This window comes from Xanthomonas sp. LF02-5, from assembly GCF_034105325.1.
GTDB classification, from domain to species: domain Bacteria; phylum Pseudomonadota; class Gammaproteobacteria; order Xanthomonadales; family Xanthomonadaceae; genus Xanthomonas_A; species Xanthomonas_A sontii.
Genome location: NZ_JAXGGF010000007.1, coordinates 177685 through 194418, shown reverse-complemented (window position 1 = coordinate 194418; position 16734 = coordinate 177685). Strand labels below are relative to the sequence as shown.

The 16734-nt window shown below is 68.9% G+C and carries 14 protein-coding genes; 4 read left to right on the top strand and 10 right to left on the bottom strand.

Annotated features, from left to right (window positions below):
- Positions 1 to 5: 5 nt before the first annotated feature.
- The 3 genes from SLW52_RS17930 to SLW52_RS17920 all read right to left on the bottom strand — a co-directional run bounded on the left by SLW52_RS17930 (position 6) and on the right by SLW52_RS17920 (position 5192).
- Positions 6 to 698 carry a Fe2+-dependent dioxygenase gene (locus tag SLW52_RS17930; protein ID WP_320740864.1) on the bottom strand — a complete coding sequence of 231 codons (693 nt, stop codon included), beginning with the start codon at positions 696 to 698 and terminating at the stop codon, positions 6 to 8.
- Between the two features lie 63 nt (positions 699 to 761).
- Positions 762 to 3056 carry a catecholate siderophore receptor Fiu gene (locus SLW52_RS17925; protein WP_320740863.1) on the bottom strand — a complete coding sequence of 765 codons (2295 nt, stop codon included), beginning with the start codon at positions 3054 to 3056 and terminating at the stop codon, positions 762 to 764.
- A 639-nt stretch (positions 3057 to 3695) separates the two neighbouring features.
- Positions 3696 to 5192, bottom strand: coding sequence for an aminotransferase class III-fold pyridoxal phosphate-dependent enzyme (locus SLW52_RS17920; protein ID WP_320740862.1), 1497 nt, complete (start codon positions 5190 to 5192; stop codon positions 3696 to 3698).
- Positions 5193 to 5319: 127 nt separating this feature from the next.
- Between SLW52_RS17920 and SLW52_RS17915 the strand changes: the two genes are divergently transcribed.
- A complete protein-coding gene (locus SLW52_RS17915; RefSeq protein WP_017909210.1) occupies positions 5320 to 5751 on the top strand; it encodes an Lrp/AsnC family transcriptional regulator in 432 nt (143 codons plus the stop codon).
- Positions 5752 to 5855: 104 nt separating this feature from the next.
- Entirely contained in the window at positions 5856 to 6938 is a 1083-nt protein-coding gene (gene queA / locus SLW52_RS17910; protein WP_267104395.1) for a tRNA preQ1(34) S-adenosylmethionine ribosyltransferase-isomerase QueA, read from the top strand.
- A 497-nt stretch (positions 6939 to 7435) separates the two neighbouring features.
- Here the strand turns inward: queA and SLW52_RS17905 are convergent, their stop codons facing one another.
- Entirely contained in the window at positions 7436 to 9250 is a 1815-nt protein-coding gene (locus SLW52_RS17905) for a DUF885 domain-containing protein (RefSeq protein WP_320740861.1), read from the bottom strand.
- A 419-nt stretch (positions 9251 to 9669) separates the two neighbouring features.
- Here SLW52_RS17905 and SLW52_RS17900 point away from each other — a divergent pair, with 419 nt between their 5' ends.
- The gene (locus SLW52_RS17900; protein ID WP_267099341.1) at positions 9670 to 10332 is read left to right on the top strand and encodes a DUF4349 domain-containing protein; all 663 of its coding nucleotides are present in this window, start codon (positions 9670 to 9672) and stop codon (positions 10330 to 10332) included.
- 373 nt (positions 10333 to 10705) lie between these two features.
- On the opposite strand, the gene SLW52_RS17895 is transcribed toward SLW52_RS17900, so the two are convergent.
- The 5 genes from SLW52_RS17895 to SLW52_RS17875 form a co-directional block, all read right to left on the bottom strand.
- Positions 10706 to 10999: a hypothetical protein gene (locus SLW52_RS17895; protein ID WP_017909065.1), complete on the bottom strand. Its 294-nt coding sequence runs from the start codon at positions 10997 to 10999 to the stop codon at positions 10706 to 10708.
- A 66-nt stretch (positions 11000 to 11065) separates the two neighbouring features.
- The gene (locus SLW52_RS17890) at positions 11066 to 12499 is read right to left on the bottom strand and encodes a DUF2867 domain-containing protein (RefSeq protein ID WP_320740860.1); all 1434 of its coding nucleotides are present in this window, start codon (positions 12497 to 12499) and stop codon (positions 11066 to 11068) included.
- A 30-nt stretch (positions 12500 to 12529) separates the two neighbouring features.
- A complete protein-coding gene (locus tag SLW52_RS17885) occupies positions 12530 to 12844 on the bottom strand; it encodes a metalloregulator ArsR/SmtB family transcription factor (RefSeq protein WP_019798027.1) in 315 nt (104 codons plus the stop codon).
- 159 nt (positions 12845 to 13003) lie between these two features.
- The gene (locus tag SLW52_RS17880) at positions 13004 to 13783 is read right to left on the bottom strand and encodes a LytTR family DNA-binding domain-containing protein (protein WP_320740859.1); all 780 of its coding nucleotides are present in this window, start codon (positions 13781 to 13783) and stop codon (positions 13004 to 13006) included.
- Complete coding sequence (locus SLW52_RS17875; RefSeq protein WP_320740858.1) at positions 13780 to 14886, bottom strand: histidine kinase; 1107 nt, start codon at positions 14884 to 14886, stop codon at positions 13780 to 13782. Before SLW52_RS17875 ends, SLW52_RS17880 begins: the two co-directional genes overlap by 4 nt.
- A 212-nt stretch (positions 14887 to 15098) precedes the next feature.
- Here SLW52_RS17875 and SLW52_RS17870 point away from each other — a divergent pair, with 212 nt between their 5' ends.
- Positions 15099 to 15485, top strand: coding sequence for a hypothetical protein (locus tag SLW52_RS17870; protein ID WP_152247006.1), 387 nt, complete (start codon positions 15099 to 15101; stop codon positions 15483 to 15485).
- A gap of 100 nt (positions 15486 to 15585) precedes the next feature.
- Here SLW52_RS17870 and SLW52_RS17865 read toward each other — a convergent pair whose 3' ends face one another.
- Positions 15586 to 16527 (bottom strand): LysR substrate-binding domain-containing protein, encoded by a 942-nt coding sequence (locus SLW52_RS17865; RefSeq protein ID WP_320740857.1) that lies wholly within the window; start codon positions 16525 to 16527, stop codon positions 15586 to 15588.
- Positions 16528 to 16734 lie beyond the last annotated feature (207 nt).

Below are 16734 nucleotides of genomic sequence, written 5' to 3'. Positions count from 1 at the left end.
CCCGCTCATGTCTCCGACCAGTCGCGCAGCAGGTTGTGGTAGATGTTGGTCAGGCGCAGCAGCGCCGCCGCGTCCGCGCCGCTGGCGGTCAGCGCCTGGATCGCGGTGTCCAGGTCGAACAGGGTCTGCCGCCGGCCGGCGTCGCGCACCAGACTCTGCACCCAGAAGAACGAGGCCAGCCGTGCGCCGCGGGTCACGGGCGCGACCCGGTGCAGGCTGCTGGACGGATACAGGATCAGATCGCCGGCGGGCAACTTGACCTCATGCTCGCCGTAGGTGTCGTGGATCAGCAGTTCGCCGCCGTCGTACTCCTCCGGCGCACTCAGGAACAGGGTGCAGGACAGGTCGCTGCGCACGGTCAGCGCCGGCTGCGCGGCGGTGGCGGCCTGGGTCATCACGGCGCCGTCGACGTGCAGGCCGTAGCTGCCGCCGCCGCTGTAGCGGTTGAAGCGCGGCGGGATGGTGCGCAGCGGCAGCGCCGCGGCGAAGTACAGCGGGCTGCGCGCCAGTGCGCTCAGCACCGCCTGGCCGAGGTCCTGCTTCAGCGGCGAGGCGTCGGCCAGTTGCAGGTTGCGCTTGACCTGCGCGCCCTGCGCGCCGACGGTTTCGCGGCCGTCCACCCAGTCGGCGGTCTCCAATGCCTGGCGGAACCGCGCGACCTCATCGGCGCTGAGGATGTCGGGAATGTGCAGCAGCATGGGGCGCTCCGGCGGTGGACGCCCAGGATAGGGCGTCCACCGCGCGTTGGCAGGCGCGGTCGCTCAGAAGCGGACCTCGGCAGTCAGCAGCACCGAGCGCGGCGCGCCGGGCGTGTAGCGGAAGCCGCTCTTGTTGATGGCGGCGACGTAGTCCTTGTCGAACAGGTTGTAGGCGTTCAGGCGCAGCGCCACGTGGTCGTTGACCGGGTAGCTCAGCACCGCGTCCCACACGGTGTAGGACTTCACGAACGCCGGCGTGCCGACCGCGCCGTCGCGACCGCGCTTCATCTCGCCCGAGTAGCGCACGCCGCCGCCGACGGTCAGCCCGAACGGCAGGGTGTAGGTGGTCCAGGCGGTGAACGCGCTGTCCGGGGTGTAGGCCAGATCCTGGCTGCCGTCCTGCGAGACGGTCGTGCCTTGACGCACCCGCGCATCCAGCTTGGTGTAGCCGCTGGACAGCGACCAGCGCTCGGTCAGCTTGCCCACCGCCGACAGTTCGATGCCTTGCACGCGCTTCGCGCCGCTCTGGTAGTACAGCCCGTCGCTGCCCTGCACGATCTCGTTGTTCACGTCGGTACGGAACAGCGCCAGCGTCGCGAACAGCGCATCGTCGAGGAAGTTCCATTTCGTGCCGACCTCGGCGGTCTTGGCCTTCTGCGGATCGAAGCGCGGATTGTTGGCATTGTTGACCGAGGCGCTCAGTTCCAGCGTGCTGCCGCCGGGCGGTTGCTGCGAGGTGGCGAAGTTGGCGTACACGCTCACGTCCTCGTTGGCCTTGTAGACCGCGCCGAGCTTCCAGCTGAACAGCGTGTCGGCGATGTCGGTGTCCAGGCCGACCACGGTGGTGCAGGGCGCGGCGGTGGACGTGGCGGAACTGCACACCAGACTGTCGAAGTCGGTCTTGTAGCGATCCGCGCGCACTCCGGCGGTGATCAGGAAGCTGTCGCCGAACTTCAGCGTGTCGAAGGCATAGGCCGAGTAGGTGATGGTGGTGCCATGGCTGCGCGCGCCGTTGCGCGCGGTGTGCAGCGGCGTGGTGTTCCAGTCCGGCGCATACAGGTTGGCCGGATTGGCCGCCAGCCAGGCGGCGCGGTCGACGATGTTGTGGCCCCAGCTGCGCAGTTCCTCGCGCGAGGCTTCCACGCCGGTGCTGAGGTTGTGCTGCACTGCGCCGGTGGCGAAGTCCACGCGCAGGTTCAACTGGTCGGCGAGGGTGGTGTACTGCTGGTCCTTGAAGGTCGGCAGGCTGCGCAGCACCGTCCAGGTCGCAGGATCCGCCGGATTCGGCGTGCGCAGGTTGGCGGCGTTGGGCATGAACGCGAACAGCAGGTAGTCCTGGTCGTTGCGGCCCCAGCGCGCGGTATTGGTCAGCTTGACCGTGTCGGACACGTCGTGCTCGATGCGGAAGGTCGCCATCTTCGCGGTCACGTCGTCGTGGTCGTCGCGGGTGCCGTAGAAGTTGCTGCTGTCCACGCGCGCCGCGCCGCCGAGCCACGGCCGTGCGGGGTCGGGCGAGCTGTAGCCGGGCAGGCCGATCGTCGGCACGCCGCCGTCGGGCACGTTGTCCTGCTTCACGTACAGCAGGTCGAGCAGGTAGCGCGTGTCGGTGCCCAGGCCGAACGCTAGCGACGAGGCCAGGCCCCAGCGCTTGTTGGCGACATGGTCGCGGCCGATGGCGTCGCTGTCCTGGCCCATCACGTTCAACCGCAGCGCGCTGCTGGCGCCCAGCGCCTGGTTCCAGTCCGCGGTGGCGCGGCGCTGGCCATGGTCGCCGCCGGACAGCGTGGCGCTGCTGGCGTTGTCCAGGTGCGCCTGCTTGCTCACCAGGTTGATCGCGCCGGTCGGCGCGCTGCGGCCGTTGTCGGTGCCGGCCGGGCCTTTCTCGACCTCGATCTGCTCGATGTTGAACACGTCGCGCGAGATCGAGCCGAGGTCGCGCAACCCGTCGACGAAGATGCTGCTGGAACTGTCGAAGCCGCGCATGTAGATCGCATCGCCGGTGCTGGTGTTGCCGTTCTCGCCCACATAGAACGTGCCCACGCCCGGGCTGTTGCGCAGCGCTTCGGTGAGGGTGGTGGCGCCCTGTTCGTTGAACAGGTCCTTGCCGATGATGTTGAGGGTCTGCGGGGTGTCGATCAGCGGCTGGGTGAATTTCGGCGAATCCGGCACTTCCACCAGGTAGCGCTTGGCGCGCTGCGCCTGCACGTCGACCTTGTCCAGGGTGGTGGGCTGGTCGCCGGTGTCCGCATGCGCGGGGGTAAGCAGGCTCAGCCCGCCGAGCAACACGGCGGTGGTGAGGGTGGGCGCGGCGGCCTGGCGGGTCACGGCGTGTTTGCGGCGCTTGATCGGAGAGGTCATGGGCGGTTCGGTTTGCAGGAGGGGCGGCACCCCGATCGCGGGCAGCGGCCGTCCCCCAGTGGGAGCGGCCGCGGCGGCGAGATCGGGCGGCTGGGCGAAACGGTGTCTGCCGCGCATGCGATGCAGGCAGTGCATTCATTTTCCATGCAAATACGAATTGTTTGCAATCTCTTTTTCATCGGTGCCGGTCCGCCGCGGTTCGGATAGCCGGACTCGCCAGAAAATGCGGACCATCGACCGAGGCGCGCAATCGGCCAAAGGACCCGGCACTGAGTGGTTTGGGGCCCGTCCGTGCGGGCGCGCGACGCCAGCGCCGACCAGACGGGCGCTGCGGGTAGGTGGAAGTCCGAACTAGGGGCGGTAGAGAGGCGCGCCGGTGTCAGGCAGCCGATGCTGCCCGGAGATGGCGTGGTACCGACGGCGCACTGTCGCTGCCGGATCGTCGCACCAGGTGCGTTTCAACGTATGCCGAAGGAGCGGGTGGTGCAGTGCCAGATTGCGTGTCGCCATGAGCGTCGCCAGTGTCGGCGGACCACGAAGCCAGGCCGATACTCGCCCTCTGTGCAAGGGCGGCACGCGCCAATGCTGTCGGGATTGGCCGCTTGCGGCGCCGTCCCGCGGCACCGCAAGCAGCGTGGTTCAGGCCGCCGCGGCCTGGGCCACGCGCGGGCCTTCGCGCAGGGCGCGGCCGATCAGCCCGACCAGCAGGTCGAGCTCCTCGCTGTCCATCGCGAAGTGCGGGGTGAAGCGCAGCGAATTCTCGCCGCCGTGGATCACGTTGACGCCGTGCTGGCGCAGCCACTCCTCGGTGGAGCCGGCGCCGTAGCACTTGTACTGCGGGGCCAGTGCGCAGGAGAACAGCAAGCCGGTGCCCTGCACCTGGGTGATGGCGCCGCCGAGCTCGGCCTTGAGCTTCTCCAGCTTCTGCACCGCCTCGGCGCCGCGCTCGCGGATGTTGGCGCGCACCTGCGGGGTCAGCTGCGCCAGGGTCGCGGTGGCGACGTCGAGCGCGCGCGGGTTGCTGGTCATGGTGTTGCCGTAGGTGCCCTTGCGGTACACCTGCGCCGCGTGCTCGGTCACCGCCAGCACCGACAGCGGGTACTGCGCGGCGTTGAGCGCCTTCGAATAGGTTTCCAGTTCCGGCGGGTCGAGCTGCTCGAAGCCGGGATAGTCCACCACCGACAGCACGCCGTGCGCGCGCAGGCCGGCCTGGATCGAGTCGACCAGCAGCAGGCTGCCGTGGTTGCGGGTCAGTTCGCGCGCGGCGGCATAGAACGCCGGCGGCAGCGCGCGGCCGGGGTCGCCTTCGCCCATCACCGGCTCCAGGAACACCGCCTCGATGAAGCAGCCGTGCTGCTCGGCCTCGGCGAAGGCGCGGCGCAGCGCGTCCACGTCGTAGGGCGCGATGGCGATCAGCCCATCGTCGCCGCGGTAGCTGGCCAGGTGCTGCAGATAGGTCTTGCGGCTGGAGTCGGAGTACATGCCGGGCCGGTCGGTGCGGCCGTGGAAGCTGCCCTTGACCACCAGGCGCTTGATCTTGGCGCCGGCGTGGCGTGCGCCCGGATCGGTCTGCAACTTGGCGTTGATGTCGACGATGCGTGCGGCCAGGCCCACCGATTCGGAACCGGAATTGAGGCACATGAAGCGGGCGTACGGACAGCCGCCGCGGCGGTGGCCGATCTCCGCACGCAGCGCGCGCTCGAAGCGCAGCTGCGACAGGTTGGGGGTCATCACGTTGGCCATCACCTGCGGCCGCGCCATCGCCTCCAGCACCGCCTCCGGGGTGTGGCCGAAGCCGAGCATGCCGTAGCCGCCGGCGTCGTACAGCACCGCGCCCTTCAGCGTGACCACCCACGGGCCGCGCGCGCTCAGCGCCACGTACGGTGTCACTGCGTCGTCGGCGTAGAAATTGACGAACCCGGCCTGCAGGCGGCGGATCTGCTCGGCCTCGTCGAGGTCGAGCAGGTCGCCGAACTCCGCGGCGATGCGCGCGTAGTCCGCACCGGCCGCGTCGATCGCCGCGCGCAGCGACGGATGCGAGGCCGCCAGGCGCTCGATGCTGGCGTCGTCCAGGCCCTGGGTCAGGCGATCGCCAGCGTGGGCACGGAGCGGGGCGAGGGGGCCGAGTACGGTCATGGAGATCTCCTGAAGGCGGGCTGTCTGGCGACGATCCTGTCTATTATCGGGACAGGATCGTCGAATGGCAGCGTGAATCCGTGCAGGAATTGACGCATTTTCGTCGATTCGACGAAAATCGGTGGTCATGAAGATCACCGCCTCCGACGACGCCCTGCTGTCGCTGCTGCGCGAGGACGCGCGCGCCTCCACCGCCCAGATCGCCCGTCGCCTGGGCGTGTCGCGGACCACCGTGCAGAGCCGGATCGAGCGCCTGGAGCGCGAGGGCGTGATCTGCGGCTATACCGTGCGCACCCGCGACGACTACGAACAGGGCCATATCCGCGCGCACATCCTGATCACCGTGCTGCCGAAGAAGATGACCTCGGTGGTCAAGGCACTGCGCGAGATCGATGCGGTGCGCGTGCTGCATTCGGTCAGCGGCTCCTTCGACCTGATCGCGCTCGGCGTGGTGCCGGGCGTCAACGACATGGACGAACTGACCGACCGCATCGGCGCGCTGGACGGGGTGGAGCGCACCACTTCGTCGATCATTCTGTCCACAAAATTCGAGCGGTGAAGCGCCGGGCCTCGGGATTCGGGATTTGGGATTCGCAAGAGCGCGATCCCGCTTCTGTTTCAGCGAATCCCCACTCCCGAATCCCCAATCCCGGCGCCGCTACAATGGCCGGCCCATTCCCGATCTCCCCCGGCGCCTTGAAAAAGTCCGATTTCCACTACGACCTGCCTGAAGACCTGATCGCGCAGGAACCGCTGGCCGAGCGCTCGGCCAGCCGGCTGTTGCTGGTACCGCCGGCGCCGGCGGCCTTCGCCGATGGGCACGTGCGCGATCTACCGGAACTGCTGCGTGCCGGCGATCTGCTGATCTTCAACGACACGCGGGTGATCCCGGCGCGGCTGTTCGGGCAGAAGAGCACCGGCGGGCGGGTCGAGATCCTGATCGAGCGGCTGCTCGGCGGCCAGCGCGCGCGGGCGCAACTGGGCGTGAGCAAGTCGCCCAAGGCCGGCGCACGCATCGCCCTGGATGCCGGCGGCGAGGCCGAGGTGCTGGGCCGCGATGGCGAGTTCTACCAGTTGCAGTTCCATGTGGACGGCGCGCTGGAGCACTGGCTGCAGCAGGCAGGACGCTTGCCGTTGCCGCCGTACATCCGCCGCGAGCCGGGCCTGGACGACCGCGAGCGCTACCAGACCGTGTTCGCGCGCGAGGCCGGCGCGGTCGCCGCACCGACCGCCGGGCTGCATTTCGACGCGCCCTTGCTGCAGGCGCTGCAGCAGCGCGGGGTCGAGGTCGGGCATGTGACCCTGCACGTCGGTGCCGGCACCTTCCAGCCGGTGCGGGTGGAAGCGCTGGAGCAGCACCAGATGCATCGCGAGTGGCTCAACGTCGGCGCCAGCCTGGTCGAGCAGGTACGGCGCACGCGTGCGGCCGGCGGCCGCGTGATTGCGGTGGGGACCACGGTGGTGCGCGCGCTGGAGAGCGCCTCCAAGGACGGCGAACTGCATCCGTTCGCCGGCGAGACGCAGATCTTCATCCTGCCGGGCTATCGCATCCGCAGTGTCGACGCGATGGTGACCAACTTCCATCTGCCGGAAAGCACGCTGCTGATGATGGTCTCGGCCTTCGCCGGCCGCGAGCGCATCTTCGCCGCCTATCGCCACGCCATCGCCGAGCGCTACCGCTTCTTCAGCTACGGCGACGCGATGCTGTTGTGGAGCAGCGAGACGCCGGCAGACCGCGTGGGCTGACCCGCGTGAGGTCGTGCGGTCGTGGCGGCCGTCGATCGAACGCGTTGGCGAAGATGGTGGCGTTGTTACGCCCAGCCGGTGAACGCATCGACGACGCGTGCGCCGCGCACCGATGAGCGGGCGTCGTCGCGCTGGCGGTGCATGACCTCGCGCCTCACCTCTGGCCTGCCGCTGCAGAAAATGCAAGCCACCGCGAAGCATCGCGAAACCAGCCTGCATCCGCGTGATTGCACGAGGCGGCGCTCGTACCCTCATCCGCCCCTTCGGCGCACCTTCTCCCGAGGGGAGAAGGGAGAGGCCAAAGCCCCTCTCCCTCCGGGAGAGGGTGGGGGTGAGGGTGAGGCAGCGCGCAGCGACAGCCCATCAACCCCGCATCGCGCAGACACGGTATCGCGCCCGTATCAACGACCATGCAGCAGCAGGGGCCAGACGTTCTTGCCAATCCTCAAGGGCTTCACCACGGCCGCAGGCCCGTCATCCCGACTCCCCGATCCCGACTACTTGATCGGCTCGTCCAGCATCAGTTCGCGCACGAACCGCACCGGTGGCGCGCCGTAGGACAGCACCTGGTCGTGGTAGGCCTTGAGGTTGAACTTGTCGCCAAGCTTGTCCTGCATCGCCTTGCGCAGGTCCAGGTGCTCCTGCACGCCGACGAAGTAGGTCGGCAGCTGCGCCGAGGTCAGCTGTGCGCGCACCCACTTGCCCTCGGCCTCGCTCTGCTGCTGGAAGGTGTCGTGGACCATCAGGTGCAGCGCCTGTTCCTTGCTCCAGCCGTCCACGTGCACGCCCTGGTCGAGCAGTGCGTTGGCGATGCTGCGCAGATAGAACTTCAGCTGCACCAGGTGGAACAGCGGATCGTTGTCCAGGTAGCCCTGCTCCTGCATCATCCGCTCGGTGTACACCGCCCAGCCTTCGGCGAACACGCCCGAGCGCAGCACGCCGCGCAGGGTGGAGGGGAACTTGGCCGAATGCCAGCCTTCCACGTAATGCCCGGGCACGCCCTCGTGGATGCTCAGCAGGTGGATCATGCGGCTGTTGTATTCGCGCAGGAACGAGTCGGCCTGTTGCGCGTTCCAGTCGTCGGGGATCGGCGACACCGCGTAGAAGGTCTTCAGGTTCTTGTCCAGCGGACCGGGCGAATCGCAGTACGCCACCGCCACGCCGCGTTGGAATTCGGGCATCAGGATGATGTCCACCGGCGCGTCGGGCAGGGTCACCAGGTCCTTCTTGCGCACGAAGTCGGTGGCATCGGCCAGCGAGGCCTTGGCGGCCTCGACCACCTTGTCGCGCGCCGGATGCTGCGCATAGGCCAGCTCCAGCGCCGCCTCGATCGCCTTCTGCTGCTGTTCGTCGCTGGGCGCATCCACCAGCGGCGGCGCGCCGGGTTTGTCCTTGAGCACGGTGCGGGCGATGCCGTACATGTCCTGGCGCACGCGCGTGAGCTCGGCCTCGGCGCGCTGCTTGATGTCGGCGCGCGACAGCGAGGAGTTGAGCGCGAACTTCAGCTTCTGGTCGTACTTCTCCGCGCCGAGGCGGAAGTCGCCCTTGGCGTTGGGCACCAGGGTCTGGTCCAGCCAGGTCTGCTGTTCGGCCACGGCCTTCTTCAGGCCCTCGATCGCCGCCTGCAGGCGCTGTGCGTCGGCCTGCGGCAGTTCCTGGATGTGCGGGACGATGAAGCTGTCGACGATGCTGAGGATGCCGCGGTTCTGCTTGGCCACGGTCTTGGCGCTGATCTCCGACACGCGGGCCGGGTCGAGGTTGGCGCGCGCCTGCGCGAACAGCGCCGGGATCTTCTCCATGCGCGCGGTGGCCGACTTCAGCCGCTCCGGCAGCGGCGCGAACTCGCGCGCCATCAGCCCGTAGATCGCGCCGCCGGCCAGGCCGTTGTAGACCTGTGGATCGGTCGCCCAACCTTGTGCCACCTCGCTGTTCCAGATGTCCGACTGCAACTGGTTGCGCAGGATCGCCGCGTCCACCTGGTTCTCGCGCGAGAGCTTGGTGACGTCGAGCTTGTCCAGCTCGGCCAGCAACTGCTTGCTCGCGTCCAGGCTCTTCTGCCGGCCCGCGGCGCTGAGGTCGTCCAGTTCGCTGTCGTAGCGATGGTCGCCGGTCTGGGTGGCGCCGACCGGGGACAGTTGCATCCAGGTGTCGACGGCGCGCTTGGAGAGCGCGGCGAACGCAGTGTCCGCGGCCGGGTCCGCCGCGGCGGCGGCCGAGCCGGGGGCGGCGGTGCTGGCGGCAGGCGCGTCGGCGGGTTTCTGGCAGCCGGCAAGGGCGGCGAGCAGGGCGGCGGCGAGCAGGTGCTTGCGCATCGGGGTTCCTGGAGTGGGTCGATCCACCAGGGTAGCTGCGCCGTGCTGCCAGCGCCCCTGCCATTGGATTACCCTGAACGCTTTCGCCATTCAGGAGCACTGCAATGCGGGACAAGGGACGTCGCCATCGTGGCCATGTCGTAGGCGACACCGCGTTCGATCCGGATGGCGTCGCAGCAGCGGCTGGCACGCTCGCTGTCGTAGCGCCTGCGCGTGGGCGCTGGTGTCGCTGGGGCGCTTCCCTGGCGCTGGCGGTGTCGATCGCTGCCTGCAGCCGGGGAGGCGAGAGCGCGGCGCTGCCGGCCGCTCATCTCTATTCCGCCGATGCCGCCAGTAGCGCGGCCAGTGCCGCCGAGGCCGCAGCGCAGGCGGCAGAGGCAGCCGTCGCAGCGCCGCCGCCGAGTCCCGGCGCTTTCGCCATGCCGTCCCTGGCCTATGAGCACGAGGTCGATGTGGCATTGCCGGTGGCGCAGATTCCCGCACGCCTCAAGCAACTCCAGGAAAGCTGCCTGAAATCCAGTTTCGGCGCATGCACCGTGTTGCAGGTCGAGCAGCGCGGCGGCGAGCAGCCGCGCGGTGAGCTCAGCGTGCGGATCGCGCCGGCCGGGGTCGAGCCGTTGATCGCGCAGGCGGGCCAGGACGGCCAGATCGAAAGCCGCACCACCCATGCCGAGGACCTGGCGCAGGCGGTGCAGGACAACGACGCGCAGCGCCAGCGCCTGCAGGCCGAGCAGCGGCGCCTGCAGGAGTTCCAGCAACGCCGCGATCTCAGCGTGGCCGACATGATCGCGCTGTCGGAGAAACTGGCAGCGGTAGAGACGCAGTTGCTCGCCACCAGCCAGGAAGCCGCACAGCAGCGCCGGCGCCTGGATACGCAGCGGGTGACGCTGACCTTCGCCGCGCCGACCGCCGAGCGGAGCCGCAGCGACATCGGCGATGCGCTGCGCGACAGCGGCGAAATCTTCGCCGGATCGATCGCCTGGGCGATCCGCGCGGTGGTGGGGTTGGCCCCATTCGTGCTGCTCGGCTATGCGCTGTGGCGGCTGATCGCCTGGCGCCGACGGCGGCGTCGTTCCGCCTAGCGGGGAGGAGGTTCCCGTCCGACGGGGTCGGGCGGGAACGGATGGAGGTGATGCGCGAGCAGCGATGCTGCCATGCGCTGTCGACGGAACAGTGGCACGTCGTCCAGCAACAGCGGGCAATGATGGGTTGCGGGTCGCGGCTGAAGCCGCTCCTACCGTTCTTTTCGTCTGACACGCAAGCCTGAGCGACAGCAAACCAACTCCTGCTGGAGCTCGCGATGCATTCGCTGGTTGCATTGTGGGAGGGACTTCAGTCCCGACGCCTTGAAGTCGGGTACCTGAGGCACGGCTGGCGCCGCTGGAAAGCAAGGATGCTGGCCATGGGCACGCCAGGACGCTGCGCCATGCGGCGCAACGCCCCGGATGCAGGCCCTCAGCCTTCGTCCTGTTCGAACTCCACGACCACGTCCAGTTCGAACGCCAGGGCTTCCACGGCCTCGCGCACCTTCTGGGCGGTGGCGGCGTTGCCGGCCTCCACTTCCACTTCGTGGGTGCCCGGTCCCTGGTCGTCGGGCAGGCCGGCGGAACTGGAATCGTCGTCGTCCATGTGCGGCATCAGGTCGTCGATTTCCTCGACGTGCTCGATGCCGTCCAGGCTCGACAGCAGGTTGATGATGGCGCGGGCATCGTCCTCGCTGCCGGTGATGCGGATGCGGAGCTGGGGCATGGGCCTTCCTCTTGGGGGGAAGGCGCAGGCTAGGCAGGCGTCGGCTAAGGCGGGGTGATGACGCGCTCAATGCATCGGCGCGACCGCATCCGGCCCGGCATGCTCGGCGATGGGCAGCAGCAGCGCCTCGGCGGCCGCGCGCAGCAGCGTCGGGGCGATGTAGCGGCGGTGCGCGGCGGCGATCAGCGCCATGTACAGGTGCCCGAAGCGGTTGCGGCAGGCCACCCGCGTTTCCAGGCTCAGTTCGGCGCTGCCGTCGTCGCGCAGCGTCACCCCGACGCAACTGCGGAACACCAGGTGGCGATCGTCGGCACCGAGCAGCACCTGCACGCGCCGCGCCTGCGCGGTGGAAGCCTGCGCCAGCACCGGGAAGCGCCCAGCGAACAGCTGATCGCGCTGCGGCGACAGCAGCGAGGACACCGGGCAGCCCAGCGGCGAGGTGCGCAACCGCAGCGGCGCCACCAGCAGGTTGCGCAGGCGCATCAGCCATGTCACGCCACGCGGCGGGTGCTGCAGGAAACCGTCCAGCAACGCCGTCATCAGCGCATGCGTACCCAGCGGCCGCAGCGCCTGCGCCGGCACCGTCAGCCGCACGCTGTCCTGGTGATGGTGCGCAGGCAGCTGCGGTTCGAGCAGCGAGCCGGGCAGCAACTGCGGCGTCACCCGCGCCCGCGGCAGGCGCGGCGCCAGTGCCGCGAAGCCGGCCGGATGCCGCCAGGCACCCAGCCGCTGCCGCAGGCGCCCGCTGAGGGCGCGCAGGCCGGCGCACCAGGCCAGGCGTCGGCTGCCTGGCGAGGCCGCCAGCGACAATCGCACGGTCGGTACGGCCAGCCCCTGCGCCTGCGGCGACGCCAGCAGGGTCGCGACCGGCGCCGGCAGCAATTCGGTGAGCGTGGCGATATCGGCGGTGCCGGCCAGCACCTGCGCGCGTACATCCTCGGCCAGCGCGCCGCCGGCTTCGTCGCTGTGGCAGGACAGGGCGAAGAACGCCGGGTGCCCCGACTGCGCGCGCAGCGGCGCGAACTGGTGCCAGGTGCCGCCGCCGAAGCGCACGCTGAACAGGCAGTCGGCGGGCAATTCGACATGCCGCAGCGCGGCGAGGAAATGCTGTGGATCTTCCGCCAGCTGTGCCGGCGACGCGGTGCTGAAACGCAGCAGCGCGCCGCCGCTGCCGGTGATCGCGGTGAACATGCGATGCCCGGCATGGCAATGGAACGGATGGCCGCCGCTGCCGACCGCGAACGAGTACAGCGCGGTGGACTCGCCGTTGCCGAAATCGGTGCCGGCCAGGCGCGTCGAGGGTTCGTCCAGCGCGTCGCGGAACTGCGGATGCGCGCGCTGGCGCAGGCAGGCCTGGGCGATCAGCGGATCGCCGGCGCCGACGCCGAGCTGGGCGATCAGGATGACCTCCACCGGCAAGCCACCGCTGTAGGAGGGCAGGCGCACCGAGGGGAATCCGGTTTGTGCGGCGGCGTGTTCGCTGAGCGGTGCGGCGGTCATCGGCGGACTCCTGTTGCCGTGGCGGATGGGTCAGGCGGTGCGCTTGGCCTGCCTGCGCGACTCGCGCTTGAGCGGGCCGGCGCTGGGGCAGATCTCGAAGGCGAAACCGCTGAGGGTGTTGACCAGGTTGTCGGGGGTGAGCCGGTAGACCACGAACTGGCCGCGGCGCTCGCTCGCCACCAGCCCGGCCGCTTCCAGCACGGACAGATGCCGCGAGATCGCCGGCGCGCTCATCGCGAAGCGCTGCGCGATCTCGCCGGCCGTGAGTTCCTGTGCCGACAGGTAGGCCAGGATCTCGCGGCGCGGGCGCGAGGCGAGGGCTTCGAAGACGCGGTCGATGGACATCGGGGATTAGCTAATTAACGAATTAGTTAATTAATGACGTGTTGCCTTGTCTATGTCAAGTGCCGAATCGGCGCGGTGACGCGGTTTCCCCCAAGGAGGTTCGCCATCCATGAGAAGAGCCGCCGTGTTGAAGAGGTGACGGGCGCAGCCCCCCGTTCGTCAACCTTCCTTGTGTGTCGTCACCAGGCGCAGGAAGGCTTCGTGCTGGTAGCGGCTCATCCGCAGTTGCTGCCCCGTCTCCATGGTGACCACGTGGTGACCGTTGAACCAGGGGTGGATCGCCCTCACCCGACGCAGGTTGACGATCGACGATCGATGCACGCGGGCGAAGTGGCGCGGGTCCAGCCGTGCGGCCAGCGTGGCCATGGTCTCGCGCAGTTCATGGGTGCGGTCGGCCAGGTGGATCAGCACCGTGTTGCGACTGGCCTTGATCCAGACGATGTCCTCGACCGCGACCAGCACCACCGCTTCGTCGACGCGTACCGGAATCCGTTGCAGATAGTCGTCGCGTTGGCGCAGCGCATCCAGGGTTTGCAGAATGCGCGTCTCGACAAAGGAACCCGCGCCGCTGCTGAAGGACAGTCGTCGTTTGGCGCGTTGCAACGTCTCGGCGAAGCGTTCGCGGCTGAAGGGCTTGACCAGATAGTCCACCGCATTGGCCTCGAACGCACGGACCGCGTACTGCTCGTAGGCGGTAACGAAAATCGTCGCCGGCATGTTGGCCGCGCCGATCGTGGCGACGACGTCCATGCCGGTCATGGCCGGCATCTGGATGTCCAGGAACACCAGGTCGGGCGACTGGCTGCGGATCGCGATCACCGCGGAGGCGCCATCGCCGCATTCGCCCAGCAGCGCGATGGCCGGATCGGCACGCAGCAGTCGCACGATGGCGTGGCGCGCGATCGGTTCGTCGTCGATGACCAGCGCCGTGATGCTCATGCTGCGACGTGCTCCGGGGCGTCCTCGGCGTCCAGTTCGCGGAACGGCAGCCGGATACGGCAGGCAACGCCTTGCGGATAGAGCATGTCGAGCCGGATGTCGGCGTTGTCGCCGTAGAGTTCCTTCAGCCGCAGGCGGCTATTGGAGAAACCGATGCCGTGTCCGCCCGCACTGCTGTTGTCCTGCAGCGTGCTGTTGCCGTTGCGCACTTCGATGGACAGCGTTTCGCCTTCGCGTCGGCACTCGATCTCGATGCGGTCGCTGCCGACACGTTGGCCGATGCCATGGCGGATCGCATTTTCCACCAGCGGTTGCAGCAGCAGGCTGGGCACTGCGCAGTGCAGCGTGCCGGGCGCGACATAGAGCTTCGTGCTCAGGCGCTCGCCATAGCGCTTGCGCTGGATGCCGAGATACAGGTCGAGCAGGGCCAGTTCGCGTTCCAGGGTGATTTCCTGGCCGTCGTAGTCTTCCAGGAAGGCGCGCAGCAGTTCGCTCAACCGCAGCAGCATGTCCTCGGCGGCGACGGTGTCTTCATCCAGCAGGGTGACGATGGCATGCAGCGTGTTGAACAGGAAATGCGGTTGCAGCTGGCTCTTCAGCGCTTGCAGGCGCGACTGCGCGAGTTCGGCGGCCAGACGGCTGGCTTCCACCTCGCGCCGGGCCTTCTCGGCGTGGAAGTGCAGCGCTTGCTGAATCGCGAACAAGGTCCAGTAGGTCAGCAACCCGATGGCGAAGTGCTGCTCCAGGAAATACCCCAGTTGTTCAGCGAAGCCGCTGGGCTCGAACAGGGTGGAGAACAGCGCGCCGATGACCATCGCGGCGAACGTCACGCACAGGCTTGCGGCTGCCTGCGCGCCAAGCCCGTGGAAGCGCTGGGCGCCGCGGACAGGGAAACGTTCGGCGAGCCGGAAGACGGTGGGCGCCAGGAGGGCCCAGCTGTACCACTGGATCAGCGACCACCGGATGAGCACCTCCAGAGGCCACCTGCCGGCAGACGCACCGTTGTTGATGATGTTCTGGAGCATGAACACCATGGCCACCAGCGTCCACAGCGCGACATAGCGCCATAGGCTGATTTCGGTACTGCCGAGTCGGACGTTCATCCAGCGATGGCCGAGGGGTGACGGGCGCATCCTAGGCGCAGCGACACGCCATGGAAAGCGCCGATGCGCGCGCACTACGATTGGGAGCGCGAGAACGACGATTCGTCCCGAATCGATTTGCAGCCACGCGGCCACGCGGCCTGATGGGCACGTCAGCACCAAGGGAATCTGTTCCCTCGCGGCTGGCGAATCCTTCCTATCGGAGCTCTGTCATGCCCTCGATTCGTGTCCTTGCCTTGACCCTTTCCCTGTCCGTCGCGACCGCAGCGGCGGCCGCCGCCGAGCCGGTTCGCTATCTGGAATTGAGCAACCGCGCCTACGACGCGCTGACGGCGCTGGCAGTCGCTGCCCCAGGCAGCCATGCCTTCCGTGACGTCGCGCTCGGTGCGCCGTTGCGGGGTGGCGGTGACGCAGCGACCTTCCCGCTCGCAGGTGCCGCATGCCGCTACGACCTCCGCTTCACCTTTCGCAACGGACGTTCGATGCTGTATCCGGATGTGGACGTCTGTGCCCACCGCGTGCGCATCCGGCCGTTGCCGCGCCTGCAGCCGGGCGCGCGTGCGGCGCAGGTCGCGGGAGCCGCAGGAACGTCGCCCTGACGCGCGCTGCGTTCGGCTTCGTCGCCGTGCGACTGCGTCGTCGCAAGGCGCTCTCCGTCGCGGCGGAGGCCGCGCCTGCGAATGCGTGTGGGGAGGGGCGCTAGCCCGCCTTCGGCGGTAACCCGAGCAGTTCGGCCGGCAGCGCCGGCATCGGCGTGCGCTCGTCCAGCGCCTCGCGCTTGAGCCAGTCGATGAAGTGGCTGGCGGCCGGGCTGAGCAGGCGGTGGGTGGGATGCACGATGTAGTAGGAATAGCGCGCGGTCAGCGCCGGGCCGGGCAGGCGCACCAGTTCGTAACGCTGCAGGTAGGGCTGGGCGATGTGCTTGCGTGCCAGCACCGCGCCCACGCCGTATACCGCCGCGCGCATCGCATCGGTGCTGTCGTTGAAGGTGTGCATGGGCGGCAGCGCCACGCCGCGCACGCCGGCGGCGCGGAACCAGTCGCGCCAGCCCTGCGGCGACATGTCGGTGAGCAGCGGCAGTTGCGCGATCTGCTCGGGCCGGCGCAGCGTCGCCAGTTGCGGCAGGGCGGGCGAGGCGACCGGGAACAGTTCGTCGTCCATCAGGTGGTGCGAGGTCAGGCCGGGCCAGGCGCCCTGGCCGTAGCGGATGCCCAGATCCGGGCCGCCCTCCTCGAAGCGCGAGAACGCCGCATCGGTCTGGATGTCCAGCCGCACGTGCGGATAGGCCTGGCAGAAGCGCGGCAGGCGCGGCAGCAGCCAGCAGTACGAGAGCGAGCGCAGCGTGGTGAGGCGCAGCGGCGCGGTGTCGGCCTGCGGATGCAGGTTGCCGGCGACCGCGGCGATGTCGGCCAGCGCCGCGCTGGCAGCATCGGCCAGTTGCCTGCCTTCGGCGGTCAGCTTGACCCCGCGCGCGTGGCGCTGGAACAGCGTGGCGCCGAGCAGGGCTTCCAGGCGCCGCACATGGTGGCTGACCGCGCTGGCGGTGAGATGCAGTTCCTCCGCGGCATGGGCGAAGTTCTGGTGGCGCGCCGCGGCGGCGAACACGCCGAGTGCGGGCAGCAGGGACGGGCGCAGTTGCATGAGCAGGCACGCGGCAGATTTGTGGCTTGCGACGATACTACGCGCTTGTCGGCCCCGTGGCGCAGGGCGATGCTGGCAGCCGAACACGACATGCGCGGCGGGCAGCGGTGATGCGGCGTCGGCGCGGATGCGCCGCCCGGCGTCCTCAGCCGGCAGCGGATGCCGGGCGTCGCACGACCGCTGCGGCGCGTGTCCGATCGACCGCGA